Origin of the sequence: Streptomyces sp. NPDC006335 (genome assembly GCF_040612795.1) — a bacterium.
Classification (GTDB): Bacteria; Actinomycetota; Actinomycetes; order Streptomycetales; family Streptomycetaceae; genus Streptomyces.
On sequence record NZ_JBEXQX010000003.1, the window covers coordinates 100,027 to 124,524 of the forward strand.

Consider the following 24,498-nt stretch of genomic DNA (forward strand, 5'->3'; position numbering starts at 1 on the left):
CCGTGCTCGTCCGTCCCATGAACGGAGCTGATGCACATGAACCGCCGTACAGTCCTGGCCATGGCCGTGGGAGCCGCCCTGCTCATCCCGGGGTGCACCGGCACCGGAGGCTCGTCGAAGGGCGCCGACGCCAAGGCCCCTGACGATCCGTCGAAGGTCACCGGAACCATCAAGGTCCTCACCGTCCGCACCGACCTCGTGCAGGACGGCACGATGAAGAAGTACGCCGCCGCGTTCAACAAGACCTATCCCAAGGTCAAGGTGGAGTTCGAGGCCCTGACGAACTACGAGGCCGAGGTCAAGATCCGGATGAACACCGAGAACTACGGTGACGTCCTGCTGATCCCCGCGGTCATCAAGAAGGCCGACTACCCGAGGTTCTTCGCCTCCCTGGGCACCCAGGCCGAGCGCGCCAAGAAGTACCGCTTCACCGACTACACCACCGTCGACGGCAAGGTCTACGGACAGAGCCCGGTCGGTGTGTCCCCCGGGTTCGTCTACAACAAGCGGATCTGGAAGGAGGCCGGCGTGACCGAATGGCCCACCACCCCGGCCGAGTTCCTCGACGCTCTCAAGGCCATCAAGTCCAAGACCGACGCGATCCCGTACTACACCAACTTCGCGGCGGGCTGGACGCTCTCGGGCTGGACGAGCGTCAACGGCTCGGTCCACTGCGACCCCAAGGCGACCGACAAGCTGGCCGAGGGCGACCCGTGGGCACAGGGCGCCGACCTGCGCGTGGGCGACACCCTCCTCTACGACATCGTGAAGGCGGGCCTGGTCGAGAAGGACCCGACGACCAGCAACTGGGAGGAGTCCAAGCCCCGTACCGCGAAGGGCGAGATCGCCACGCAGTGGCTCGGCACCTGGGCGATCGTGCAGTTCCAGGACGCCGCCAGGAAGGCCGGGGTGAACCCGGACGACATCGGCTTCATGCCCTTCCCGGCCCAGGTGGACGGCAAGTTCTGCGCACCCGTCGGCCCCGACTACAACCAGGGCGTCAACGTCCACTCCCAGCACAAGGAGGCGGCCCGGGCCTGGATCGACTGGTTCACCGACAAGTCCGGCTACGTCGAGGACAACCTGGCCATCCCGCCGGTCAAGGGTGCCGCGCTGCCGGCCGTGATGAAGCCGTACGAGGACGCCGGGGTGAAGTTCATCGAGGTGGACGACACCAAGGGAGCGCAGGTCAAGCAGATCGACAACCAGTCCGAGGTCGGCATCTTCGCCCCCGAGTACCGCAAGAACCTCGTCGACCTCGCTCGCGGAGCCCGCAAGGGCAGCCTCGACGGCTTCCTCGACGACCTCAGCAAGCGCTGGACGGACGCCCGGAAGAACCTGGGGTCCTGATGACGGACACGACACAGAAGGCGGCCGTGGAGGTGATCCCGGCCGCCCCCGCCCCGGCCCCCGCCCCGCGCCGGACCCGCGTCCGGCGGGGCGTCACCCCCTGGCTGTTCCTGATCGCCCCGCTCGCCCTGCTGATCACCTTCACGTACGCGCCGATCGTCAACATGCTCGCGTACAGCTTCACCGACTGGGACGGCGTCAGCCCCGCGCTGCGCTACACGGGCGCCGAGAACTACCAGGAGGTCTTCACCCGCCCGGACCTCTTCGAGGTCTTCTGGGTCAGCGGCTACTACCTCGCCGCCTCCGCGGTCCAGATCGTCCTCGCGCTCTACTTCGCGACGGTCCTGAGCTTCAACGTCCGCTTCCGGAACTTCTTCAAGGGCGTGCTCTTCTTCCCGTACCTGATCAACGGGGTCGCGATCGGGTTCGTGTTCCTCTACTTCTTCCAGGACGGCGGCACCCTCGACTCGGTGCTGAGCCTGGTAGGGGTGCACACCGACCACGCCTGGCTCGGCACCCCGGCCTCCGCGAACACCTCGCTGGCCGGCGTCTCGGTCTGGCGCTACCTGGGCCTGAACTTCGTCCTCTTCCTGGGCGCGATCCAGTCCATCCCGGGGGAGCTGTACGAGGCCGCGGAGCTGGACGGAGCCAACCGCTGGCACCAGTTCCGGTACATCATCGCGCCGGGCATCAAACCGGTCCTGACGCTGACGGTGATCCTCTCGATCTCCGGCTCGCTCTCGGTCTTCGAGATCCCGTACATCATGACCGGCGGCGCGACCGGCACCGAGACCTTCGTGATCCAGACGGTCAACCTGGCCTTCCGCTTCAACAAGACGGGCCTGGCCTCGGCCGCCGCCGTCGTCCTCCTGCTGATCATCCTGCTGGTGACCTGGGTGCAGCGGCGCCTGGTCCCCGACGACAAGGTGGACCTCGTATGACCCGCCGCACGCTCACCCGCGCCCTGGTCCACCTCTCGCTGATCGCCGCGACGGTGGTCGTCCTGCTGCCGCTCGTGGTCGTCCTGTTCACCTCCCTCAAGTCGGAACGGGAGATGGCGAACACGAGCGGGGCCCTCGAACTCCCGGACGACCCGCTGAACTTCCACAACTACGTGGCGGCCTTCCAGGACGGCGGGATGCTCTCCGCGTTCACCAACACGGCGATCATCCTGCTGGTCTCGGTCGGCGGCACGGTCCTCATCGGCTCGATGACGGCCTACGCCATCGACCGCTTCACCTTCCGCTTCAAAAAGCTGGTGGTGGCGCTCTTCCTGACGGCCGCGCTGGTCCCCGGCGTCACCACCCAGGTGGCGACGTTCCAGATCGTCAACAGCTTCGGCATGTTCGACTCCCTGTGGGCGCCGATCGTCCTCTACATGGGCACGGACATCGTCTCGATCTACATCTTCCTGCAGTTCGTCCGCTCGATCCCGATCTCCCTGGACGAATCGGCCCGCCTGGACGGCGCCAACGCCTTCACGATCTACCGGAAGATCATCTTCCCGCTCCTGAAGCCGGCGACGGCGACCGTGGTGATCGTGAAGGGCATCACCGTCTACAACGACTTCTACATTCCGTTCCTCTACATGCCCTCGAAGGATCTTGGCGTGATCTCGACGTCGCTGTTCCGCTTCAAGGGCCCGTACGCGGCCCACTGGGAGGTGATCTCCGCGGGCGCGGTCCTGGTGATCCTGCCGACCCTGATCGTCTTCCTGTCGTTGCAGCGCTTCATCTACAACGGCTTCATGCGAGGAGCGACCAGGTAAGCGCCCCGTCAGGGGCGCGGGGAACTGCGCGAGCAACCACGGACGACCCGCAGCCGCCGTACATCAGGAAGCTCCACGGCGGCTATGCGGACAGGGCGGCGACCAGAACCGGCGTGACCTGTTCGACCTGCCAGGCCCGAGCCCCGTAACCGGCCAACGCGGCCCCCACGGACTCCGCACTGACCACACTCGGCGGCTCCCAGCACACCCGCCGCACCGTGTCCGGAGTGATCAGGTTCTCCTGCGGCATGTTCAGGGTCTCGGCGAGCGCCGACACGGCCGCCCGCGCCGCGGACAACCTCGCGGCCGCCGCGGGGTCCTTGTCGGCCCAGGCCCGCGGCGGCGGGGGTCCCGTCACCGGCTGCCCGGGCTGCGGCAACCGCACCTCGGGGAGGGCCCGGGCCCGGTCGACGGCCGCCTGCCACTGCTCCAGCTGCCGCCGCCCCGTGCGATGCCCGAAGCCGTTCAACGCGGCGAGCGCGTGCACGTTCACCGGAAGGGCGAGCGCCGCCTCGACGATCGCCGCGTCGGACAGCACCTTGCCCGGCGACACGTCCCGCCGCTGGGCGATCCGGTCCCGCGCCTCCCACAGCTCCCGCACCACGGCCAGCTGCCGGCGCCGCCGTACCTTGTGCATCCCGGAGGTCCGGCGCCAGGGGTCCTTGCGGGGCTCGGCCGGCGGGGCCGAGGCGATCGCGTCGAACTCCTCGAGCGCCCACTCCAGCTTCCCCTGCCGGTCGAGCTCCTTCTCCAGCGCGTCCCGCAGATCGACGAGAAGCTCCACGTCGAGGGCGGCGTAGCGCAGCCAGGGCTCGGGCAGCGGGCGGGTCGACCAGTCGACGGCCGAGTGGCCCTTCTCCAGGACGAAGCCCAGCACTCCCTCGACCATCGCGCCGAGCCCCACCCGGGGGAACCCGGCGAGCCGGCCGGCCAGCTCGGTGTCGAAAAGGCGCGAGGGGATCATGCCTATCTCGCGCAGGCACGGAAGGTCCTGTGTGGCGGCGTGCAGCACCCACTCCGCATCGGAGAGTGCCTCGCCGAGTCCCGAGAGGTCGGGACAGGCCACGGGGTCGATCAGCGCGGTCCCGGCTCCCGCGCGGCGCAGCTGCACGAGATACGCGCGCTGCCCGTAGCGGTAGCCGGACGCCCGCTCGGCGTCGACGGCGACGGGGCCGGAGCCCGCGGCGAACGCGGCGATCACCTCGGCGAGCGCGTCCTCGTCGGCGATCACGGGCGGAATGCCCTCGCGCGGCTCCAGCAGAGGGATCGGAGCCTCCGCGACAGAAGATCCGCCATCGTCCGGAGGGCCGCCTCCGGTGGTTCGCAGTGAAACGTCTGCTGCGGTCTCTTGGGCGTCGGTCACATGTCAAGGGTATCTGTGTATGGACAGCGCCCGCCGACGGAACGTTCCGTCGGCGGGCGCTTGAGGGTCGGAAACCAGTCAGCCCGGTGAAAGGCCTGGTTCACGTCCGTGAACAGTGAGGCGTGAAGGGCCTCAGTGGATGATGCCGGTACGGAGGGCCACCGCCACCATGCCGGCACGGTCTCCCGTGCCGAGCTTGCGGGCGATGCGGGCGAGATGGCTCTTGACGGTCAGTGCGGACAGGCCCATCGAGACGCCGATCGCCTTGTTGGACTGCCCTTCGGCCACCAGCCGCAGCACCTCGACCTCACGGCCGGAGAGCTCGCGGTAGCCGCCCGGGTGGCTCGGGGCGCCCGGGGGGCGGCGGTGCATACGGGCGGCGGCGGCGCCGATGGGGGCGGCTCCCGGTCGGGTGGGGAGCCCGAGGTTGGTCCGGGTGCCGGTGACGACGTAGCCCTTGACGCCGCCCGCGAGGGCGTTGCGCACGGCGCCGATGTCGTCGGCCGCGGAGAGGGCGAGCCCGTTGGGCCAGCCCGCGGCGCGGGTCTCGGACAGCAGCGTCAGGCCGGAGCCGTCGGGGAGATGGACGTCGGCGACGCAGATGTCTCTGGGACTGCCGATACGGGGACGGGCCTCCGCCACGGACGAGGCCTCGATGACATCGCGCACACCGAGCGCCCAGAGGTGACGGGTGACGGTGGATCGTACGCGCGGGTCGGCCACGACCACCATGGCGGTGGGCTTGTTCGGGCGGTAGGCGACCAGGCTTGCGGGCTGCTCGAGGAGAACGGACACCGGGCCTCCTGGGGTGCGGGACGGCTTGGAAGGTCACAGACGTCTTCGGCACCGAACCCGGCGTCCTTTAGAGAATGATCACGATCTAGTGAGTAACAATTAGTGCAATTCGGACGTACGGTCGATCGTTCGGTGAACACATCGGTTCGTTCGAGGGTCCACTCCTGACTGAAAGTGGCCGTATCGACAAATTGATGCTCCGTGTGGGTGGTCGGCATGTTTGGTCAGCGTGCCTGCGGGTCCCGCCGCTGGGGCAGCGTGACCACCGACGCGTCGCCCGGCCCGGCCGGCGGCAGGCCGGCGACCTGGGCCAGCAGGTCGCACCAGGAGGCGAGGTGCCCCGCCGTGTCCGGCACCCCGCCCAGGCCCTCACGGGGCGTCCAGGAGGCCCGGATCTCGATCTGCGAGGCCGCCGGGCGCTCGGAAAGACCGCCGAAGTAGTGCGAGCTCGCGCGCGTGACGGTGCCGCTCGGTTCGCCGTACGACAGCCCGCGCGCCGCGAGCGCGCCGGTCAGCCACGACCAGCACACCTCGGGCAGCAGCGGGTCGGCCGCCATCTCCGGCTCCAGCTCCGCGCGCACCAGCGTCACCAGCCGGAAGGTGCCCCGCCAGGCGTCGTGGCCGTCCGGGTCGTGCAGCAGCACGAGGCGCCCGTCGGCGAGGTCCTGGTCGCCGTCGACGACCGTCGCCTCCAGCGCGTACGCGTGCGGGGCGAGCCGCTGGGGCGCCCGTGTCGCCTCGATCTCGATCTGCGGCCGCAGCCGACTGTTGCGCAGGGCCTGAACCGCGGCCTGGAAGGCCGGCGGAGCCGCACCGCTCCCATCCCGGTCACTCCCCTTCGCGTCGTCCATTCCGCCCGAGTCGTCCGACAGTCGTCCTTGTGCCGCAGCCATGCGGGAAGGTTAAGGGGAAGGGGGGCGCGGTGCGGGCCTAGACACCCTGACTCGGCTCCATGCCCACACAGACACCGCGCACTCGGCACTCATCGCACCGTGCGAGACTTTCCGACGTGAGTGCACACCAGACGCCGCCGCCGGCCACGTACGAATCCGCCTTCCTCAAGGCCTGCCGGCGCGAACCCGTGCCGCACACCCCCGTGTGGTTCATGCGCCAGGCCGGGCGCTCGCTGCCCGAGTACCGCAAGGTCCGCGAGGGCATCCCGATGCTCGAGTCCTGCACGCGCCCCGAGCTGGTCGCCGAGATCACCCTCCAGCCGGTCCGCCGGCACGACGTGGACGCGGCGATCTACTACAGCGACATCGTCGTCCCGCTCAAGGCCATCGGCGTCGACCTCGACATCAAGCCCGGCGTCGGCCCGGTCGTCGAGCGCCCGATCCGCACCCGCGCCGACCTGGCCCAGCTCCGCGACCTCACCCCCGAGGACGTCTCCTACGTCACCGAGGCCATCGGCCTGCTGACCGCCGAGCTCGGTGCGACCCCCCTGATCGGATTCGCGGGCGCGCCTTTCACCCTCGCGAGTTACCTCGTCGAGGGCGGTCCGTCCCGCACGTACGAGAACGCCAAGTCGATGATGTACGGCGACCCCGAGCTGTGGGCCGACCTCCTCGACCGCCTCGCCGAGATCACCGCCGCCTTCCTGAAGGTCCAGATCGAGGCCGGCGCCTCCGCGGTCCAGCTCTTCGACTCGTGGGCCGGCGCCCTCGCCCCCGCCGACTACCGCCGCTCCGTCCTGCCGGCCTCCGCGAAGGTGTTCCAGGCCGTCGAGGGGTACGGCGTCCCCCGCATCCACTTCGGCGTCGGCACCGGTGAGCTGCTGAAGCTGATGGGCGAGGCCGGCGCCGACGTCGTCGGCGTCGACTGGCGGGTCCCGCTCGACGAGGCCGCCCGCCGTGTCGGCCCCGGCAAGGCGCTCCAGGGCAACCTCGACCCGACGGTCCTGTTCTCCTCCACGGAGGCGGTCGAGGCCAAGACCCGCGAGGTCCTGGACTCCGCCGAGGGCCTGGAGGGACACGTGTTCAACCTCGGCCACGGCGTCATGCCGACCACCGACCCGGACGCGCTGACCCGCCTCGTGGAGTACGTCCACACGCACACCGCCCGCTGAATCACCACGTGTGCCGGGGCCGTGCCTTCCTGCCGAACAGCAGGCCGCGCGGTTCCGGCGGCGGGGGAGTGCCCGGTTTCAGCGGCCAGGCGAGCAGCATCCCCGCGAGGAATCCCACGACGTGCGCCGCGTACGCCACCGTGCCCGCCGCGGAGACGCCCTCGCCGGACGAGTAGAACGCCTGGAGCACGAACCAGAAGCCCAGCACCAGCCACGCCGGCAGTCTGAGCGGCAGGAACACCAGGAACGGCACCAGGACCCACACCCTGGCCTTCGGGTACAGCACCAGATAGGCGCCCAGGACCCCGGCGATGGCACCCGAGGCGCCGATCAGCGGGTCGCTGGAGTCGGCGTTGAGGAGCGCGAAGCCGTACGAGGCCGCGTAGCCGCAGACGACGTAGAACAGCGCGAAGCGCACATGGCCCATCCGGTCCTCGACGTTGTTGCCGAAGATCAGCAGGAACAGCATGTTGCCCAGCAGGTGCAGCCAGCCGCCGTGCAGGAACATCGCCGTCAGGACGGACAGGGCGGGGGACTTGTCGTAGTCCGGCGGGGCCACCACACAGCCCGTCGCGCCCTGAGCGCTCGTGCCGACCTCGCCCGTGGGGACGAGCTTCGGCATCTGATGGTGGATCAACTCCTGTGGGATCGCCGCCCAGTGGTCCAGGAACGCCTGGAGGTGGCACAGCTGCGACACGCTGCTGTCGCCCGCCACGGAGCCGGCCAGGCCGGGCGTGAACAGGAACACGAGGACGTTCGCGGCGATGAGCGCGTACGTCACCACGGGGGTGCGGCGCACGGGGTTCACGTCATGGACGGGGATGACCACAAGGAAGTACTGCCCGCGATGGGCCCGGCGAATCGGTGCCGCCTCGGTGAACACCCGCACGCACGCGTGCGTATGTCTCCTCAACCGCCCGCGGCACGGGGAAGGCGGGCCGCGGGGACTACGTGAGGAACAGCGATGAACGACCGTATTACTCCTCCGATGCACGCTCTTCCCGACGGTGAGGCCGAACTCTCCCTGGTGGTGCGACTGCCGTGGGAGGACGTGGCCAGGCTCGGTCAGGAGGCCGGGCGGCTGGCGTCCCAGATGCAGCGGCCGGTGACGCTCGACGAGGCGGTGAGCCACCGGCTCAGGTCCGCCCGGTCCGCGGCGCACGCCAAGCCGGCGGGCGAGCAGCCGTCCGCGATGCCCCCCAGCACCAGCGCCTCCGTGTCGGCGCTGCCGCCCCGGCCGCCGGCCGACCAGGCCCGCCAGGCCATCGAGCGGATCAACGGAACGGCGTAGCCCTCGGGCACTCGGACCTCAGGAGCCCCGCACCTTCGCGACGGCCTTCCTGGCCGCCACCAGCACCGGATCCCACACCGGGCTGAACGGCGGCGCGTACCCCAGGTCCAGGGCCGTCATCCGCTCCACCGTCATCCCCGCCGTCAGGGCCACCGCGGCGATGTCGACCCGCTTGCCCGCGCCCTCTCTCCCGACGATCTGCACGCCGAGCAGTCGCCCCGTGCGGCGCTCGGCGAGCATCTTCACCGTCATGGGGGAGGCGCCCGGGTAGTAGCCGGCCCGGTTGGTGGACTCGATCGTGACCGACACGAACTGCAGGCCCACCCGACGGGCGTCCTTCTCCCGCAGGCCGGTGCGGGCGATCTCCAGGTCGCAGACCTTGCTGACGGCCGTGCCGACGACTCCGGGGAAGGTGGCGTAGCCGCCGCCGACGCCCGTGCCGATGACCTGGCCGTGCTTGTTGGCGTGGGTGCCGAGCGCGATGTGCCGTTCCTGCCCCGACACCAGGTCGAGGACCTCCACGCAGTCACCGCCCGCCCAGATGTTCTCGTGACCGCGCACCCGCATCGCCAGGTCCGTCAGCAGACCGCCGTGCCGGCCCAGCGGCAGCCCGGCCGCCTTCGCGAGCGCGGTCTCCGGGCGTACGCCGATGCCGAGCACCACCACGTCCGCCGGGTACTCGGCGTCCTCAGTGGCCACCGCGCGGACCCGGCCGTCCTCACCGGTGAGGATCTTGGTCACCTCGGTGTCGTTGACCATGGTGATGCCCAGGCCCTCCATGGCCTCGTGCACCAGGCGCCCCATGTCCGGGTCGAGCGTGGACATGGGCTCGCTGCCCCGGTTGACGACCGTCACCCGGTAGCCGCGGTTGATCAGGGCCTCGGCCATCTCCACGCCGATGTAACCGGCGCCCACCACCACCGCGTCGCGGCCACGCGTGTGTGCCAGCGTGTCGATGAGCGCCTGGCCGTCGTCGAGGCTCTGCACCCCGTGCACACCGGGGGCGTCGGCCCCCGGCATGTCGGGGCGGATCGGGCGGGCACCGGTGGCGATCACGAGTTTGTCGTACGGCGTCCAGGACTCGGCCCCCGAATCGAGGTCACGCGCGCGTACCCGCTGCCGCTCGACGTCGATCTCCGTGACCTCGGTGCGCACGCGCAGATCGATGCCCCGGGCCCGGTGCTCCTCGGGCGTACGGGCGATCAGCTCGTCAGGCCCGGTCACCTCCCCGCCGACCCAGTACGGGATGCCGCACGCCGAGTAGGAGGTGAAGTGGCCGCGCTCGAAGGCCACGATCTCCAGCTCGTCGGGGCCTCTCATCCGGCGGGCCTGCGACGCCGCGGACATCCCCGCGGCGTCGCCACCGATCACGACCAGACGTTCCCTCGTGTCCCGCGTACGGCTCATGTTCATGCGAACACGCTACGAGGGCGGGGCATTTCAGTCCCGTTCGCCCCGCTCCGGCGAGCGGTCCGGGTCCGGGACGGGGCGGGCGGTGGGCAGCGGGCCCAGGGCGGTCGAGGCGGCCGTCGGCGCGGGCCGACGGGGCAGCCGGGGCCGGACCAGGCGCAGCCAGACCAGCACGATCAGCGCGAGGCCCGCCAGGAACGGCAGTACGGCCGCCAGCGCCACCACGACCCAGCGCAGCATGGTCACGAACGCGTCCCAGCCGCCCGCCAGCGCGTCGCCGACGCCGGGATCGTCGTCCTCCTCCGCCTTGACGACGGGCTTCTCGGACAGCGACAGGGTGATGGTGGCCAGGCTCGTGCGGTCCTTCAGGGACGCCTGACGGGCCAGCAGCGACTCCAGGTCGGCCTGACGGCTGCTCAGCTCGCCCTCCAGGGTCACCACGTCGCTCAGCTTGGTCGCCTTGTCCATCAGGTCCCGGATCCGCGCCACACTCGCGCGCTGCGTCGCGATCCGGCTCTGCACGTCGACGACCTGGTCGGTGACGTCCTGCGCGTCCGCGGTGCGCTCCAGGAGCTTGCCCGCACCCTCAAGGTCGGCGAGGACCTCGTCGTACTTCTCGACGGGCACCCGCAGCACCACCTCCGTCTGCTCCCGGCCCTCCTCGTCGCGCGAGGTGGACTCCTTGCCGACGAACCCGCCCGCGTTCTCGGTGGTGGTGCGGGCCGCGGCGAGCGCCTTGGGCACGTCCTTGACCTGCACGGTCAGCGAGGCGGTGCGGATGATGTGGTTGGTGGCGGGGTCGGGCGCCGCGCTCGCCTTCTTGCCGCTCGCGCTGTCCTCGGCGGCGCCGGCCGCGCCCTTCTCGTCGGCCTGCGCGCCGGCCCGGTCCTGCTGGGCGAGGCTGCCGCTGTCGCCGTCACCGCCACTGGCCCCGCTGCACCCGGTGAGCGCGAGCGTCCCCGCCAGCAGGAGCCCGGCCAGGACCCGGACCGGCCGCGCGGAGCCGCGTGAACGGCGTGAACGTGGTGTGCGCATGGGTGTCCCCCCGAGGGTCGTGAACAACTGACGCTCCTTCGACGCCGGAGGGAGCGCGAACGTTGGACCCCGGTGGTTCCGATGCGGTCACGGTCAGGACTCGTGAAGGACACCGGGCCGCCGGTGGACTCTCAGTGGGGTCTGAGAGGCTGGGGCCATGAGCGGATCACAGGTCGTCGTCATCGGAGCCGGCATCGCGGGACTGGCCGCGGCCCACCGGTTGTCGCAGCGCGGTGTGCGCGTCACCGTCGTCGAGGCGGCCGACCGTGTCGGCGGCAAGCTGCTCCCCGGTGAGATCGCGGGCGCGCGCGTGGACCTCGGCGCCGAGTCGATGCTGGCCCGCAGGCCGGAGGCGGTGGCCCTGGCGCGCGAGGTGGGCCTCGGTGAGCGCCTCCAGCCGCCCGCCACCGCGACCGCCTCGATCTGGACCCGCGGCGCCCTGCGCCCCATGCCCAAGGGCCACGTGATGGGCGTACCCGGCACCGCCGAGGCCCTGGCCGGGGTGCTGTCCGACGAGGGCCTCGCCCGCATCGAGCAGGACGCCGAGCTGCCCCGCACGGAGGTCGGCGACGACGTGGCGGTCGGGGAGTACGTGGCGGCGCGCCTGGGCCGCGAGGTCGTCGACCGCCTCGTCGAACCCCTCCTCGGCGGGGTGTACGCGGGCGACGCGTACCGCATCTCGATGCGCTCGGCGGTCCCGCAGCTCTTCCAGGTCGCGAAGATCCACGCCTCGCTCACCGAGGGCGTCCGCGAGATCCAGGCCAAGATGGCCGCCAACCAGCAGACCGGGCCCGTGTTCATGGGCATCGAGGGCGGCGTGGGCACCCTCCCGCTCGCCGTCGCCGACGCGGTCCGCGCGCGCGGCGGCGAGATCGTCACCGGCGCCCCGGTGAGCGAGCTGCGCCGCGAGGCGTCCGGCGGCTGGAAGGTCGTCACCCCGGACCGCGTCCTGCACGCCGACGCCGTGATCCTCGCCGTCCCCGCCCCGGCCGCCGCAGGACTGCTGCGCGCCGAGGCGCCCGAGGCCGCCACCGAGCTCGACACCGTCGAGTACGCCTCCATGGCCCTGGTCACGCTCGCCTACCGCCGCTCCGACACCGCCCTGCCCGCGGGCAGCGGCTTCCTCGTCCCGCCGGTCGACGGCCGCACCATCAAGGCCTCCACGTTCGCCTCCCAGAAGTGGGGCTGGATCGCCGACGAGAACCCGGACGTCGTCGTCCTGCGCACCTCCGTCGGCCGCTACGGCGAGACGCAGATCCTGGAGCGCGACGACGCCGACCTGGTGGACGTCTCCCGCACCGACCTCGAAGCGGCCACCGGGCTGGCCGCCGCCCCCCTCGAAACCCGGGTCACCCGCTGGACCGACGGCCTGCCCCAGTACCCCGTCGGCCACCACGCGCGCGTGGCCCGCATCCGCGAGCAGATCGCCAAGCTCCCCGGCCTCGCGGTCTGCGGCGCGCAGTACGACGGCGTCGGCATCCCGGCCTGCGTCGCGAGCGCCCACGCGGCCGTGGACCAGATCCAGGGCGACCTGACCGCGGTGCGCGAGCTCACGGCCAACCCGGTGCAGAGCCTGCACGGCGGAGCGGGAGAATAGGGGCCATGAGCAACGACGCCCCCACCCCCGAGTCCGGCAGGGTCCCGAACAAGGGCAAGCTGGCCAAGGACCTCAACGAGGTCATCCGTTACACGCTCTGGTCCGTCTTCAAGCTGAAGGACGTGCTGCCCGAGGACCGCACCGGCTACGCCGACGAGGTCCAGGAGCTGTTCGACCAGCTCGCCGCCAAGGACGTCACCATCCGCGGCACCTACGACGTGTCCGGGCTGCGCGCCGACGCCGACGTCATGATCTGGTGGCACGCGGAGACCAGCGACCAGCTGCAGGAGGCGTACAACCTCTTCCGCCGCACCAGGCTGGGCCGCGCCCTGGAGCCGGTCTGGTCGAACATGGCGCTGCACCGCCCCGCCGAGTTCAACCGCTCGCACATTCCGGCGTTCCTCGCGGACGAGAACCCCCGGGACTACGTCAGCGTCTACCCGTTCGTGCGGTCCTACGACTGGTACCTCCTGCCCGACGAGGACCGCCGCCGCATGCTCGCCGACCACGGCAAGATGGCCCGCGGCTACCCGGACGTCCGCGCCAACACGGTCGCCTCCTTCTCGCTGGGCGACTACGAGTGGATCCTGGCGTTCGAGGCCGACGAGCTCTACCGCATCGTCGACCTCATGCGCCACCTGCGCGCCTCCGAGGCCCGCATGCACGTCCGCGAGGAGGTCCCGTTCTACACGGGCCGCCGCAAGGACCTCGGCGACCTCGTGGCCGGCCTCGCCTGATCAGCGGGCGGGTCCGACGGCCGCCTTCCGGGAGCCGGCCACCGGCTTCGGTTGCGGCTCGGGGTGCGGGGCGCACGCGGCGCGCCGCACCGGGAGGCGGCCCTCCAACAGGTAGGCGTCCAGGTATCCGTTGACGCAGGGATTCGGGCCGCCCGCGATGCCGTGCGTGCCCGCGTCCCGCTCGGTCACCAGCACCGAGCCGGACAGCCGCCGGTGCAGCTCCAGGGCGCCGTCGTACGGCGTGGCCGCGTCCCGCTCGGCGGCCAGGATCAGCGTCGCGGGCAGCTCACCGGGCCCCGTCCGCACGTCCAGCGGCTCCTGCCGGGCCGCGGGCCAGTAAGCGCAGGGCAGGTTCAGCCAGACGTTGTCCCACGTCTCGAACGGCGCCACCCGGGCCAGCCGTGTGTTGTCCCGGTCCCACACCTTCCAGTCCGTCGGCCAGGGCGCGTCGTTGCACTCGACGGCCGTGTAGACCGCGTTCGAGTTCTCCGCCTCCTGCGCTGCCTCCTGGTGCGGCCCCGCCTGTTGGATCAGCGGCTTCGGATCGCCCTTCAGGTACGCCGACAGGGCCCGCGCCCGGTGCGGCCAGAGGTCGTCGTAGTACCCGGCCGACAGGAACGCCCCCTGGAGCTGCCCCGGCCCGACCTTGCCGCCGGCCGGCTCGGCGGCCAGCCGCGCCGCCGCCCTCTCGTAGCTGTGCAGCACCTCCTCGGCCGTGGCCCCGAGCCCGTACACGTCGTCGTGCCGGGCGACCCACTCCCGGAAGTCCGCCCAGCGCCCCTCGAACGCGGCCGACTGGTCCAGGTTGTTGCGGTACCAGACCTGCTCCGGCGCCGGGTTCACCGCCGCGTCGAACACCATCCGCCGGACGTGGGACGGGAAGAGCGTCGCGTACAGCGCGCCGAAATAGGTGCCGTACGACGCGCCCATGAACGTCAGTTTCCGCTCGCCGAGCGCGGCCCGCAGGACGTCGAGGTCCCGGGCGTTGTTCAGGGAGGTGTAGTACGGCAGAGCCGCGCCCGCCCGCTGCGCACATCCGCGCGCGTACGACTTGGCCTGCGCGACGCGTTCCTTCTTGTACGACTCCGAGGGGTGCGTCGGCGCCTGGGTCGGCGCCTTGAAGAAGTGCTTGGGGTCGGTGCAGGACAGCGGCGCCGAACGGCCCACCCCGCGCGGGGCGTAGCCGACCAGGTCGTACGCGGCCGCGAGCCCCTTCCACTCGGGCAGCGCGCCGACCAACGGGAAGTACATGCCCGAGCCGCCGGGACCGCCGGGGTTGTAGACCAGGGCGCCCTGCCGGGGCACCCGGCGCTTGCTGTTGTGCGGGTCCTTCTGGGTGGCCCGCACCCTGCTGACGGTCAGTTTGATCTGCCGCCCGTCGGGGCGCGCGTAGTCGAGCGGGACGGACACCGTGCCGCACTGCACCCCGTCGGGCAGGTCTTCCACCGCGGGACAGGCGCCGAAGCGGACACCGGCCGACCCCGCGCGTGCCGCGGCGACCGCGGTGCCGCGGAGTTCCGCCGCGCCCGGGGCGGCCGGAGCGCCCCCGGCCGGTGCGGCGGCCAGCGTGGTCAGGAGCAAGGTTCCGGCGGCCGTGTAGAGGGCGGGAGCTCTCATCGGTGTCCCTTCGGTGCGCGGCAGCGACAAAAGGGATGTTTGGTTCGGCTGTGGGGGAAGGCAAGCACCGCCCCGCCGGTGTCGGCCCCAATGCCTCCGTGCGCCCCCGGGTGAACTCAGTCGCGCCGGTGGGGAAGGCGGTGTTCCTCGTCCTGGCCGACGGGCCGGTGGGCGAAGGCCGCGCGCAGGTCCGGTTCGCCGACGGCGCTGATGCCGCGTACGGCGACGGAGGTGAGATAGGTCCGCTCGTCCGTGCCACCGGGGTGCCGGTTCAGGGCACCGAGCAGCCGCTGGCCCGCCGGGGACGCCCAGCGCGAGTACGGGTGCACCTCCATCCGCGCGATGGCCAGACAGCTCAGGCTGAGGGCGAGCGGCAGCGCGAACCAGAGGGCGACCAGGTGCCGCGGCATCTCCGACGGGGCGGGCGCCAGCAGCGCGAGCGCGCCCAGCGCGACGACGGCCACCGAGGCCAGCTTCACCTGGCGGACCCCCGCGGCGATGCCGGAGCGGGCGCCGTCGGGCACGGCGAGGCCCGCGTCCACGAGCCGTTCGGCGAGGCTGCGCACCGCGGCCGCCGAGGCCGCGTCCGCCCGCACCGGAGCGATCCGGGACTGCCCCTCCGGCCCGATGGCCCCGATGACCGTGCGCTCCATCTCGTCCCGGCCGCGCGGGTCGACGACGGTCGCCCAGCCGGTGTGGGCCAGCAGCAGCCGTCGCTGCCGGGCCATGGAGACGAGCGTCAGATCGGCGACCCGCCGCGGTCCACCGGACAGGAACGCGGCCTCGTACAGCGTCAGATCGTGTCCCCGGGCATCCGCGTCCGCGGCCGCCGCGTGTACGGCGGCCAGGCACAGGCGCGTACACGCGGTGCCGGCGGCGGCCCAGGCCAGCAGCAGAAGAAGAACCCAGAACATGCCGCGTTTCTATGCCAAAGGCTCGTGGCGGCGCCATGGGATGTTCACGATCCGGACGGAGTGTTGTCGGTGTGTGACGTTCCGTTTGTCCGGAAGTGAACTACGACGGCACGGGGACGGGAGGGGGGCTCGAGGCGGCCGGGGGGAGAGTGAAGGTCGTGGCGTACGGCGACGGGGTGACCGGAACGACCTGGCCCGGGTCGGCCGTCGGGCCGGGCGGGGCGGGGGAGTTGGTGATCGGAGGGGTGCTGCCCGCGGCCAGGTCCCGGGCCAGGGCGCCGAAGTCGACGTACCCGGTGGCCTCCAGGATCTTGATGTGGTCCAGCACGGTGGTGTTGGCGTCGTCGGCCAGGGCGCGGACCAGGGAGTTCTGGGTGCTCGCGCGGACCTCGGCGACGACGGAGAACACCCGGCCGTGCGCGAGGCGCAGGATGTTGGCGAACTGCCGGTCGTAGTCGACGCCCTGGGCCTGGTCGAGGGTGGCGAGCCACTGCTTCTGCTGGTCGTTGGGCTCGTTGGGCAGGGCGAGCCCGAGCTTCGACGCCACGTCACGCACGCGCGCGTCGAGGAACGTGTGCCCCTCCACGAGGTGCTGCCCCGCCGTCCGCACGGCCTGCGTCGTGCCCTTCTGCTGCGCCTGCTGACCGGCGGGCAGCTCCCACAGCCCCGCCAGCCGCACCTTCGTGACGAAGTCCCGGTCCAGCGCGGACAGCGGTCCGTACGGCGTCGCCACGGTCCCGGCGTTGAGGACGCTCAGTCCCGTGCCGGAGCGGTCGGCGTAGGACCAGAGGGGGATGAGCAGGGCCACCAGGGTCGCCGTCAGCCCGGCGATGATCACCCCGGTGCCGGTGAAGATGCCTCGCCCCTCGATGGGCGGTCGCGGTCGCATGGTGCCTCCTGTTGCGGCACCGCACGCTAGAGGGTTTCAGGTGCGGGATTGACATATTACTGCCGGGTCCGCGCAGCCTTCCCGTCCCCGAGTCCCCGCATCCTCACCTCCCCAGCAGCACCTTCCGCGTGGCCCGGGCCAGCCGGATCCCCGGCCGTCGGGACCTCGGCGCCGGACCCGACCGCTCCAGCCACCACTCCCGCAGCTCCCGCCGCACCCGCGCGTCCTTCGACTCGCCGCTCGTCAAGAGGTGTTCGGCGAAGTCCAGGGCGTCCCGCCGGTACCCCTCGGTCATCGGCGCTCCCTGCGCGTACGCCAGGAACGCCGATCGGTAACCCGCACCGAGGATCACCGGCAGTTCGGGCGCCACCTTCGCCACCACGTCCGCCCGCTTCCCCGCGAGCGCCCGCGCCTGCACCCCGAGCCGCACCCGGTCGAACCCCTCCGGCACCGGCGTCGCCGCCACGAGCGCGGACAGCAACGCGGTCTGGGCCAGCGCGAGCCGCTGGCGGGCGGGGGAGGTCGAGACGCCCGACGGCTCCCCGGAGGCGCCGGCACGCCACGCACCGCCGGGCCGCGCGGCACCCCCCTTCTCCACCGCCTCCCGGATCGCCCCCAACTCCCTTTCGAGCTCCGCCGGTTCGGGAAAGTTCTCGTCCCGCTCCAGCAGCACGCCCGGCGGTGAGACCCGGGACGCGAGGTCGGTGAGGATGTCGAGGACCGGCCGCGGGACGGGGTGGGCGTGGCTGTCGTGCCACACCCCGTCCCGCTCGAACCCACCCGCCACATGGACGTACGCGATGGCCTCCAGGGGCAGTTCGGCGAGTGCCTCGGCGGGGTCCTCGCCGCGGTTGACGTGGTTGGTGTGCAGGTTGGCCACGTCGATCAGCAGCCGCACGCCCGTCCGGTCGGCGAGGTCGTACAGGAACTGCCCCTCGGTCATCTCCTCGCCCGGCCATGCGACCAGGGCGGCGATGTTCTCCACCGCGAGCGGCACCGGCAGCGCGTCCTGCGCGATGCGGATGTTCTCGCAGAGGACGTCCAGGGCGTCCCGGGTGCGCGGGACGGGCAGCAGGTGTCCCGCCTCCAGGCGGGGGGAGGCGGTCAGGGGGCCGCCCGCCCGGACGAACGCGATGTGCTCGGTGACCAGCGGCGACCCCAGCGCCTCGGCCCGCTCGGCGAGGGCCAGGAGCCGTCCGGCGTCGGGCCGGTCCGCGCCGCCGAGGCCGAGTGAGACGCCGTGCGGCACCACGGTCACCCCGCGCTCACGCAGTCGCAGCAGCGACTCGGGCAGGTGCCCGGGGCAGACGTTCTCGGCCACGGCCTCGACCCAGTCGATGCCCGGCATGCCCTCCACGGCGTCCGCGATCTCCGGCCGCCACCCGATCCCCGTGCCCAGTCGCTCCATGGTCCGTCCCCTCCCCGCCTCTCCCGCACCCGCTCCGGTCGTCGCCCGCTCGGCGTGACGGAGGTATGGCCCCACGGCTCGGGCCCGAACCGCACCCGGGGAACCTTCAGAGCAACATTTGAGGTTCGGCGGCGGAGCCCACGGCCCGGCTCCCTCCATGCTTTCGGTGCGAACGGGGCCCCGGGCTTGCGGTCGGCGCTGCGTCGGGCATCTCGCCGGTGCCGGGGGGCCTGCGGCGCGGCATCCGACGTTCGGCTCCGGCCGGGTCCGGGAGGTCACCGGCCGGTTCCGGGCCATGCGTCGGGCTGCCGGCCCAGCAGCCGCAGCGTCTCCTCCAGGGGCCCGGCCCCCTCCGGAACCTTCAGCGCGGGCGCGAACGCGAATCCCGGCCCGCGGCCAGCCGGGTCCGTCGGAACGCGCCGGGCCACGGCCAGCCCCGCGATGAGCACGTCCTCGGACAGGCGGAGCGGCACACCGAGCGCGGCCGCCACGTCCCACGCGTGCACGACGTAGTCGACGAAGTGGAAGCCGATCGCCGTACGGCCGGCGAACCCACCGCCCAGCTCCGGCAGCACGAACTCCCGCTCCGTGACGCCCGGTTCGGCGAACGCCGCGAGCACCGCGTCCGCGGCCGCGCGATGCGCCGCGGCGGGGTCGCCCAGCTCCCGCGGTTCCCGCCAGTGCCCCAACTCGCCGCCGTCGCCCCGCGCGGCGGCCGCGAAGCCGTGGTGCTGCGCGGTCATGTGCGCCACCAGCCGCCGCAGGTCCCACCCCGCGCAGGGTGTGTCCCGCGTCCAGTCCCGGTCGTCCGCGCCCCGGGCCAGCTCCACCAGCCGCGAAGCCTCCTCCACGGCGATCCGGTCCAGTTCGACGACATCCATCAGCGCTCCTCGGCGATCAGGTCCAGGGCGTACGCCCACACGGCATCGGGATCGAACTCCTCGAACTCCCGCCGTGCCGACCGCAGTTCACCGCGCCCACGATGCGCGCGGACGATCCGCGCGTGGTCGGGCCGGCCGGTGAACTCCTTGAGTCCCCGCTCGTCGGCCCATACGGACACGGACCCGGACCGCCGGCGCAGGGGGTCCGCCCACAGCCACACCCCGATCGCGCCGGAAGTCGACGGCCAGGTGCGGCGCAACCGCATCCCGGCCAGTGCGACGGCGAGGGACCGCCCGTGGCCGTCGGCGGTGAAGTCGGTGACGGCGACGAGCACGGGGTCGTCGAGCGCAATGGCGGGACCGGACTTCCAGCGGGAGCGAAGGACGCGTGGTCGAGGAGTGCCCATGCGCCGACCATAAAACTAAACGAACGATCGTGCTACTAGTTTTCGCGCCCGAACCGCGCCCGAACCGCGCCCGAACCGCGCCCGAACCGCATCCGGCCGAGGAGTGCCCGAGTCGTCAGGCCCGGAACCGCGCCGCGATGCCCCGCCGGGCCCTGGCATAGGGCGCGGACTCGCCGTGCAGCACCGACATCGCGTTCGCCGTCTCCATCAACGCGACGACCTCGAAGGCCAGTTGCCCCGGATCGGTGTCCGCGCCCACCTCACCCGCGGCCCGCGCCTGCTCGGCGCACCGCTCCAACTCCGCGAGCCAGGCGCGCTGTGCCTCGACGAGGGCGTCGTGGACGGCACCCTCGCGGGCGTCGAACTCGGCCATGACGCCGTAGAAGAAACAGCCCCCCGGGAAGACCCGCTGCTCCGAGTACCGCAGCCAGCCCTCGCACAGGCCCCGCAGCCGGGCGAGCCCGTCAGCCGCATCGGAGACCGGTTCCAGCACCTCGGCGACGAAGATCCGCGAGGCCTCCCGCACGGTCGCCAGCTGCAACTCCTGCTTGGAGCCGAACAGGGCGAACACCCCGCTCTTGCTCAGCTCCAGCTCTCCGGCCAGCCGCCCCACCGACAGCGCCTCCAACCCCTCGACCGAGGCGATGTCGACGGCCCGGCGCAGCACGGTCCGCCGGGTGCGGTTGCCCCGCTCGACACGCCCGTCGACCCTGGTCATCGCAGCGCCGGATGGTCCGCGACGACCGTGCAGGAGCCGGGCGCGATCTCCGTGAAACCGGCGTCACGGACCAACGGCAGCCCACTGGCGGTGAGTTCGGCCCAGCGGCCGGGGGGCGCCGTCCGTACGGCGAGCGGGAACCCGGCGTCCCGCCACGCGGCCCGCTCCTCCTCCGGCAGCTCCCACCAGGCGAGTTGGGCACCGTGACCGGCCTGGGCCATCGCCTTGCCGGCCGACATGTCGAGGTCCGGGCTGAGCCACAGGACGGGGGCGGTCGGGTCCGCCCCGGCAGGCGGCTCGGGGTCGTCGAGGTCGGTGCCGGAGACCTGGAGTTTCGCCAGCTCCTTGGGCCACCCGTCCAGCGGCACCGGCGGGAACACCCGCACCTCGGCCGCCTTCCCCGTCACGGTGATCCCGGGCAGCGCCTCGGCCCGCCGCCACTCGGCCCCCCGGGCCCGCCGTACGACCTTCCGGATCCGGGCGTCCTGCCAGTCCCGCACGGCCTCGGCCCACTCCCCGTCGCCCACCGAACGCTCGTCGGCGAGCATGACGAGCACGGCGCGGGCTGCGGTCTCCAGGGCGTCGGTACGAGCGGGCGGAGCGGCCTTCTCGATGCGCACGACCAGGGGCAGCACGAACTGCGGTGCCTCATCGCGTGCGGTCGGCTCGGAACGGAAGGGGCTGTCGGTCGAGGGCGTCACGTCGTGGCTCACCCGGACAACCCTAAGGTCACCCCGAGCAGGCCGTCCGCTGAGCCTCCTGCCACTCGCACACCGGGCACAGCGTGATCCCCTTGTACGACTCCGGATACTCGGTCGGCTCCCGGCACAGCACACAGTCCGCGTACGGCGGCCCGTCGGCGACCGGCGGCTTCGGCACGTTGCCGATCGTGCAGTAGTCCTCGCTCATACCTCCAGCCTAGGACCCGATCAGCTCGGACACCCGTACGAACCGGTAGCCCCGCGCCCGCAGCTCGGGCACCACCGTGCGCACCACCCGCTCCGTCGTCGGCGCCGCACTGCGCGTGCAGTGCATGACCACGACCGATCCCGGGCGCGCCCCTTCCAGCACCTGCCGGGACACGGCCCCCGCGTCCGTCGCGAACGCGTCCCCGCTCACCACGTCCCACTGCACGGCGGTCACCCCGACCGGGGTGAGCGCCTTCAGCGCCCGCCGGTCGTAGCAGCCGCCGGGAAAGCGGAAGTACGGCCGCGCGTCCGGCACCCCCGCTCTGCGGAACGCCGTGAACGCCCGCTCCACGTCCGCCCGCATCCGGTCGGCGGAGACCGTCGGCAGCCCGTAGCAGTCGTCGGTGAAGGCGTAGTGGCTGTAGGAGTGGTTGGCGACCTCGAAGAGCGGATCCCGCCCGATGGAACGGGCCTGCTCGGGATACTCCTCGGCCCACCGCCCGGTCATGAACACGGTGGCCGGCACCTTCAGTGCCCGCAGCGCCGCGATCAGCCCGGGATTGTCGAAGTGCTCGCCGGCCGCCGCCCGGGCCCCCTGGTCGGCGGTCATGTCGGCGTCGAAGGTGAGCGCGACCGTCCTGCCGTGGACGCGGGAGCCGTTCTTGAAGACCGGGGTCAGACCCCCTGGGCCGGGGGCGAGCGTGGGGGGAGCGGAGGTCGCGGCCGGGGACGGCCGGGCCGGCCGGGGAGCCTGGTGGGGAGCGGTGGCGCAGGCCGTGAGCACGGCGCCGAGGAGACAGGCGGCGGTGACGCGTCGTACGGAAGTGATCACCGTATGAAAATATGGCGAACTGCCTTATTTGCCTGTCACCCCGGCCGTGACGTCACCCGCTCAGATGTCCCGCTGCTCCAGCGGCTTGGTCGCCGGCCCCTGGATCACCTTGCCGTTCGTGTCGAAGCGGGAGCCGTGGCACGGGCACTCCCAGGCGTCCTCGGCCCCGTTGAAGGAGACCAGGCAGCCGAGGTGGGTGCAGCGGGGGGAGACGGCGTGGAGGTTGCCCTCGTCGTCGCGGTAGACCGCGAGCCGGTCGCCGTTCACCCGGACCACGGCGCCCTCTCCCGGCGGGAGGGACTCCAGCGGGGGTGCGGGGCGCAGACGGTCGCCGACGAAGTGGCGGGCCACCTGCGCCTGGGTCTTGAGGAAGGACGGGGCCTCGCGGACCTGTGAGCGCAGCCGGCGCGGGTCGTACAGGTCGCTCCACTCGCACTGCTCGCCGGTGATCTGGGCCGCGAGCAGGCGGCCCGCCATGATGCCGCCGCTCATGCCCCAGCCGCCGAAGCCGGTGGCCACATAGGTGTGCCGGGCGCCCGGGTGCAGCGGGCCGACGAGCGGCACGGTGTCGGTGGGGTCGTTGTCCTGGGTGGCCCAGGCGTGGGTGAGCTCGACGTCGGGGAAGTGCCGGGCGGCCCAGGCGGAGAGGTCGTCGAACCGGGCCCGGGTGTCGCCGGTGCCGGGTGTGAAGTGCTCGCCGGTGACGATGAGCAGGCGCCGCTCGGCGTCCCAGGGAGCCGTGCGGACCGAGCGGGTGCCCTCGTCCGGCGTGATGTACATGCCGTCCGGATCCCGCTCCCGGTCGATCGTCCCGGCGACGACCAGCTCGCGGCGCGGCGAGAGCCGGGTGAACAGCAGGGCCCGGTCGAAGATTGGGTAGTGCGTGGCGACCACGACGTCCCGGGCCGTCACCGTCGCCCCCGTGTCCGTCGTCAGGCGGCACGGCTCGCCCTCGTCGAGGCCGACGACGACGGTGTGCTCGTGGACGGCCGCCCCGGAGGCGACCAGGTCCTGGGCCAGGGCCAGCAGGTACTTGCGCGGATGGAACTGCGCCTGCCCGGTCACCTGGACCGCGCCCGCCACCGGGAACGGCAGCCCGGTCTCCGTCACGAAGGTCGCCGACAGCCCCGCCTCCCGGGCGGCCTCCGCCTCGGCCCGCAGCTCCCCGACCCGGCTCTCGTCACGGACGTAGGTGTAGGCGCTGCGCTGCTCCCAGTCGCAGTCGACGCCCAGCTCGTCCGCGATCTCGGCGGCCCGTTCGATCGCCTCGCTCTGCGAGCGCGCGTACAGCCGGGCGCCCTCCGGGCCCCGGGTGCGGCGCACCTTGTCGTAGATCAGTGTGTGCAGGGCGGTCAGCTTGGCGGTGGTGTGGCCGGTGACGCCGGCGGCCACCTGACCGGCCTCCAGGACCGCCACCCGCCGCCCGGCCCGCGTCAGCTCCCACGCCGTGCTCAGCCCGGCGATGCCGGCGCCGATGACGGCCACGTCGACGTCGAGGTCCTCGGTCAGGGGCGGGTGAGGCCCGCCGGGTGCCGTCTCCAGCCAGTACGAGCCCTTGACGTGTCGGTTCTCGGTCATGCGTCCCGAGTACCCCGGGATCACTGTTCCAGCAGCCGCCTGCGCGCGTCCGCCACGTCGAAGTCCGCCTGCGGGTAGTGCGGGTCCAACTCCGACAGGTGCTCCAGGAGGAGCCGGCTGACCGCCCAGTTCCGGTACCACTTGCGGTCGGCGGGGACCAGGTACCAGGGGGCGTGCGGTGTCGAGCAGCGCTCCAGAACCGTCTCGTACGCCTGCTGGTAGGCGGGCCACAGGGCGCGGTCGTCGATGTCCGCGACGTTGAACTTCCAGTGCTTGTCCGGGCGGTCGAGGCGCTTGAGCAGGCGGTCGCGCTGTTCGCCGTAGGAGATGTGCAGGAAGCACTTGATCACGGTGACGCCGTCGTCGGCGAGGGACTTCTCGAAGTGGTTGATCTCGTCGTAGCGGCGCTCGATCTCGGCGGGCGGGGCGAGCGAGCGGACGCGGGCGACGAGGACGTCCTCGTAGTGCGAGCGGTCGAAGATGCCCAGCTCGCCGGCTTGCGGCAGGGCCCGTTTGATCCGCCAGAGGAAGGAGTGCCCCAGTTCCTTCGGGGTGGGCGCCTTGAACGCCCGGATACGGCAGCCGGCCGGGTTGAACAGGCCGATGACGTGCTTGACCGTACCGCCCTTGCCGCTGGTGTCCATGCCCTGCAGCACCAGCAGGACCCGGCGCCGGTCGCCCGCCGTGCTCGCCGCCCACAGGCGTTCCTGAAGGTCGGCGAGCGGGGCGGCCAGCTCGGTCATCGCGGCCAGGCCCGCCTGCTTGTCACGGGGGCCTGCCGGGGTCTCCCGGGCGTCGCGGGCGGCCAGATCCACCGGCTTGCCGCCCGGTATCCGCAGCAGCTCGCGCAGGGCGAGGTCGTCCCCGCCCCGCGCGCCCTTCGCCGCGCGGCTCTTCGAGCCCTTCTTCGACATGGGGCACCCCTTCCGGTCCGG

At 72.2% G+C, this 24,498-nt stretch carries 25 protein-coding genes; 7 read left to right on the top strand and 18 right to left on the bottom strand.

Annotated features, from left to right (window positions below):
• The first annotated feature begins 36 nt into the window (after positions 1 to 36).
• The 3 genes from ABZ098_RS11255 to ABZ098_RS11265 are packed head-to-tail and all read left to right on the top strand — an operon-like array spanning position 37 to position 3,118.
• The gene (locus ABZ098_RS11255; RefSeq protein WP_356589558.1) at positions 37 to 1,350 is read left to right on the top strand and encodes an ABC transporter substrate-binding protein; all 1,314 of its coding nucleotides are present in this window, start codon (positions 37 to 39) and stop codon (positions 1,348 to 1,350) included.
• Positions 1,350 to 2,291: a sugar ABC transporter permease gene (locus tag ABZ098_RS11260; protein WP_356589560.1), complete on the top strand. Its 942-nt coding sequence runs from the start codon at positions 1,350 to 1,352 to the stop codon at positions 2,289 to 2,291. The genes ABZ098_RS11255 and ABZ098_RS11260 overlap by 1 nt, the downstream gene beginning before the upstream one ends.
• A complete protein-coding gene (locus tag ABZ098_RS11265) occupies positions 2,288 to 3,118 on the top strand; it encodes a carbohydrate ABC transporter permease (RefSeq protein ID WP_356589562.1) in 831 nt (276 codons plus the stop codon). Before ABZ098_RS11260 ends, ABZ098_RS11265 begins: the two co-directional genes overlap by 4 nt.
• A gap of 82 nt (positions 3,119 to 3,200) precedes the next feature.
• Here the strand turns inward: ABZ098_RS11265 and ABZ098_RS11270 are convergent, their stop codons facing one another.
• From ABZ098_RS11270 to ABZ098_RS11280, 3 genes are all read right to left on the bottom strand, one after another.
• Positions 3,201 to 4,481, bottom strand: coding sequence for a ribonuclease D (locus ABZ098_RS11270; protein WP_356589564.1), 1,281 nt, complete (start codon positions 4,479 to 4,481; stop codon positions 3,201 to 3,203).
• A gap of 132 nt (positions 4,482 to 4,613) precedes the next feature.
• Positions 4,614 to 5,276 carry a response regulator transcription factor gene (locus ABZ098_RS11275; protein WP_007385400.1) on the bottom strand — a complete coding sequence of 221 codons (663 nt, stop codon included), beginning with the start codon at positions 5,274 to 5,276 and terminating at the stop codon, positions 4,614 to 4,616.
• Between the two features lie 224 nt (positions 5,277 to 5,500).
• Positions 5,501 to 6,169, bottom strand: coding sequence for a DUF3000 domain-containing protein (locus ABZ098_RS11280; RefSeq protein WP_356589566.1), 669 nt, complete (start codon positions 6,167 to 6,169; stop codon positions 5,501 to 5,503).
• Between the two features lie 116 nt (positions 6,170 to 6,285).
• Between ABZ098_RS11280 and hemE the strand changes: the two genes are divergently transcribed.
• The gene (gene hemE, locus ABZ098_RS11285) at positions 6,286 to 7,341 is read left to right on the top strand and encodes a uroporphyrinogen decarboxylase (protein ID WP_356589568.1); all 1,056 of its coding nucleotides are present in this window, start codon (positions 6,286 to 6,288) and stop codon (positions 7,339 to 7,341) included.
• Position 7,342: 1 nt separating this feature from the next.
• Here the strand turns inward: hemE and ABZ098_RS11290 are convergent, their stop codons facing one another.
• Positions 7,343 to 8,170, bottom strand: coding sequence for a rhomboid family intramembrane serine protease (locus ABZ098_RS11290; RefSeq protein WP_356590498.1), 828 nt, complete (start codon positions 8,168 to 8,170; stop codon positions 7,343 to 7,345).
• Positions 8,171 to 8,305: 135 nt separating this feature from the next.
• Between ABZ098_RS11290 and ABZ098_RS11295 the strand changes: the two genes are divergently transcribed.
• Complete coding sequence (locus ABZ098_RS11295) at positions 8,306 to 8,632, top strand: hypothetical protein (protein WP_356589570.1); 327 nt, start codon at positions 8,306 to 8,308, stop codon at positions 8,630 to 8,632.
• Positions 8,633 to 8,650: 18 nt separating this feature from the next.
• On the opposite strand, the gene ABZ098_RS11300 is transcribed toward ABZ098_RS11295, so the two are convergent.
• Both ABZ098_RS11300 and ABZ098_RS11305 read right to left on the bottom strand, forming a co-directional pair.
• A complete protein-coding gene (locus tag ABZ098_RS11300; protein ID WP_356589572.1) occupies positions 8,651 to 10,045 on the bottom strand; it encodes an FAD-dependent oxidoreductase in 1,395 nt (464 codons plus the stop codon).
• 27 nt (positions 10,046 to 10,072) lie between these two features.
• Positions 10,073 to 11,077, bottom strand: coding sequence for a DUF4349 domain-containing protein (locus ABZ098_RS11305; RefSeq protein ID WP_356589574.1), 1,005 nt, complete (start codon positions 11,075 to 11,077; stop codon positions 10,073 to 10,075).
• 157 nt (positions 11,078 to 11,234) lie between these two features.
• On the opposite strand from ABZ098_RS11305, the gene hemG reads away from it, so the two are divergent.
• Entirely contained in the window at positions 11,235 to 12,674 is a 1,440-nt protein-coding gene (hemG, locus tag ABZ098_RS11310; protein ID WP_356589576.1) for a protoporphyrinogen oxidase, read from the top strand.
• Between the two features lie 5 nt (positions 12,675 to 12,679).
• Positions 12,680 to 13,411, top strand: a complete 732-nt coding sequence (gene hemQ / locus ABZ098_RS11315; RefSeq protein ID WP_020133767.1) for a hydrogen peroxide-dependent heme synthase — start codon at positions 12,680 to 12,682, stop codon at positions 13,409 to 13,411.
• Here the strand turns inward: hemQ and ABZ098_RS11320 are convergent, their stop codons facing one another.
• From ABZ098_RS11320 to ABZ098_RS11375, 12 genes are all read right to left on the bottom strand, one after another.
• A complete protein-coding gene (locus tag ABZ098_RS11320; RefSeq protein WP_356589578.1) occupies positions 13,412 to 15,028 on the bottom strand; it encodes an alpha/beta hydrolase in 1,617 nt (538 codons plus the stop codon).
• A 116-nt stretch (positions 15,029 to 15,144) separates the two neighbouring features.
• Positions 15,145 to 15,942, bottom strand: coding sequence for a TIGR04222 domain-containing membrane protein (locus ABZ098_RS11325; protein WP_356589580.1), 798 nt, complete (start codon positions 15,940 to 15,942; stop codon positions 15,145 to 15,147).
• Positions 15,943 to 16,042: 100 nt separating this feature from the next.
• The gene (locus ABZ098_RS11330; RefSeq protein ID WP_356589582.1) at positions 16,043 to 16,831 is read right to left on the bottom strand and encodes a DUF4142 domain-containing protein; all 789 of its coding nucleotides are present in this window, start codon (positions 16,829 to 16,831) and stop codon (positions 16,043 to 16,045) included.
• A gap of 103 nt (positions 16,832 to 16,934) precedes the next feature.
• Positions 16,935 to 18,239: a DUF692 domain-containing protein gene (locus ABZ098_RS11335; protein WP_356589584.1), complete on the bottom strand. Its 1,305-nt coding sequence runs from the start codon at positions 18,237 to 18,239 to the stop codon at positions 16,935 to 16,937.
• A 275-nt stretch (positions 18,240 to 18,514) separates the two neighbouring features.
• Positions 18,515 to 19,120: a TIGR03086 family metal-binding protein gene (locus ABZ098_RS11340; protein WP_356589586.1), complete on the bottom strand. Its 606-nt coding sequence runs from the start codon at positions 19,118 to 19,120 to the stop codon at positions 18,515 to 18,517.
• Positions 19,120 to 19,527, bottom strand: coding sequence for a hypothetical protein (locus ABZ098_RS11345; RefSeq protein WP_356589588.1), 408 nt, complete (start codon positions 19,525 to 19,527; stop codon positions 19,120 to 19,122). The genes ABZ098_RS11340 and ABZ098_RS11345 overlap by 1 nt, the downstream gene beginning before the upstream one ends.
• Positions 19,528 to 19,642: 115 nt before the next feature.
• Complete coding sequence (locus ABZ098_RS11350) at positions 19,643 to 20,245, bottom strand: TetR family transcriptional regulator C-terminal domain-containing protein (RefSeq protein ID WP_356589590.1); 603 nt, start codon at positions 20,243 to 20,245, stop codon at positions 19,643 to 19,645.
• Complete coding sequence (locus tag ABZ098_RS11355; RefSeq protein ID WP_356589592.1) at positions 20,242 to 20,958, bottom strand: aminoacyl-tRNA hydrolase; 717 nt, start codon at positions 20,956 to 20,958, stop codon at positions 20,242 to 20,244. Before ABZ098_RS11355 ends, ABZ098_RS11350 begins: the two co-directional genes overlap by 4 nt.
• 16 nt (positions 20,959 to 20,974) lie before the next feature.
• Entirely contained in the window at positions 20,975 to 21,154 is a 180-nt protein-coding gene (locus ABZ098_RS11360; RefSeq protein WP_356589594.1) for a hypothetical protein, read from the bottom strand.
• A 9-nt stretch (positions 21,155 to 21,163) separates the two neighbouring features.
• A complete protein-coding gene (locus ABZ098_RS11365; protein ID WP_356589596.1) occupies positions 21,164 to 21,985 on the bottom strand; it encodes a polysaccharide deacetylase family protein in 822 nt (273 codons plus the stop codon).
• 60 nt (positions 21,986 to 22,045) lie between these two features.
• Entirely contained in the window at positions 22,046 to 23,563 is a 1,518-nt protein-coding gene (locus ABZ098_RS11370) for an FAD-dependent oxidoreductase (RefSeq protein ID WP_356589598.1), read from the bottom strand.
• A gap of 20 nt (positions 23,564 to 23,583) precedes the next feature.
• The gene (locus ABZ098_RS11375) at positions 23,584 to 24,477 is read right to left on the bottom strand and encodes a polyphosphate kinase 2 family protein (RefSeq protein WP_356589600.1); all 894 of its coding nucleotides are present in this window, start codon (positions 24,475 to 24,477) and stop codon (positions 23,584 to 23,586) included.
• Between the last annotated feature and the right edge of the window lie 21 nt (positions 24,478 to 24,498).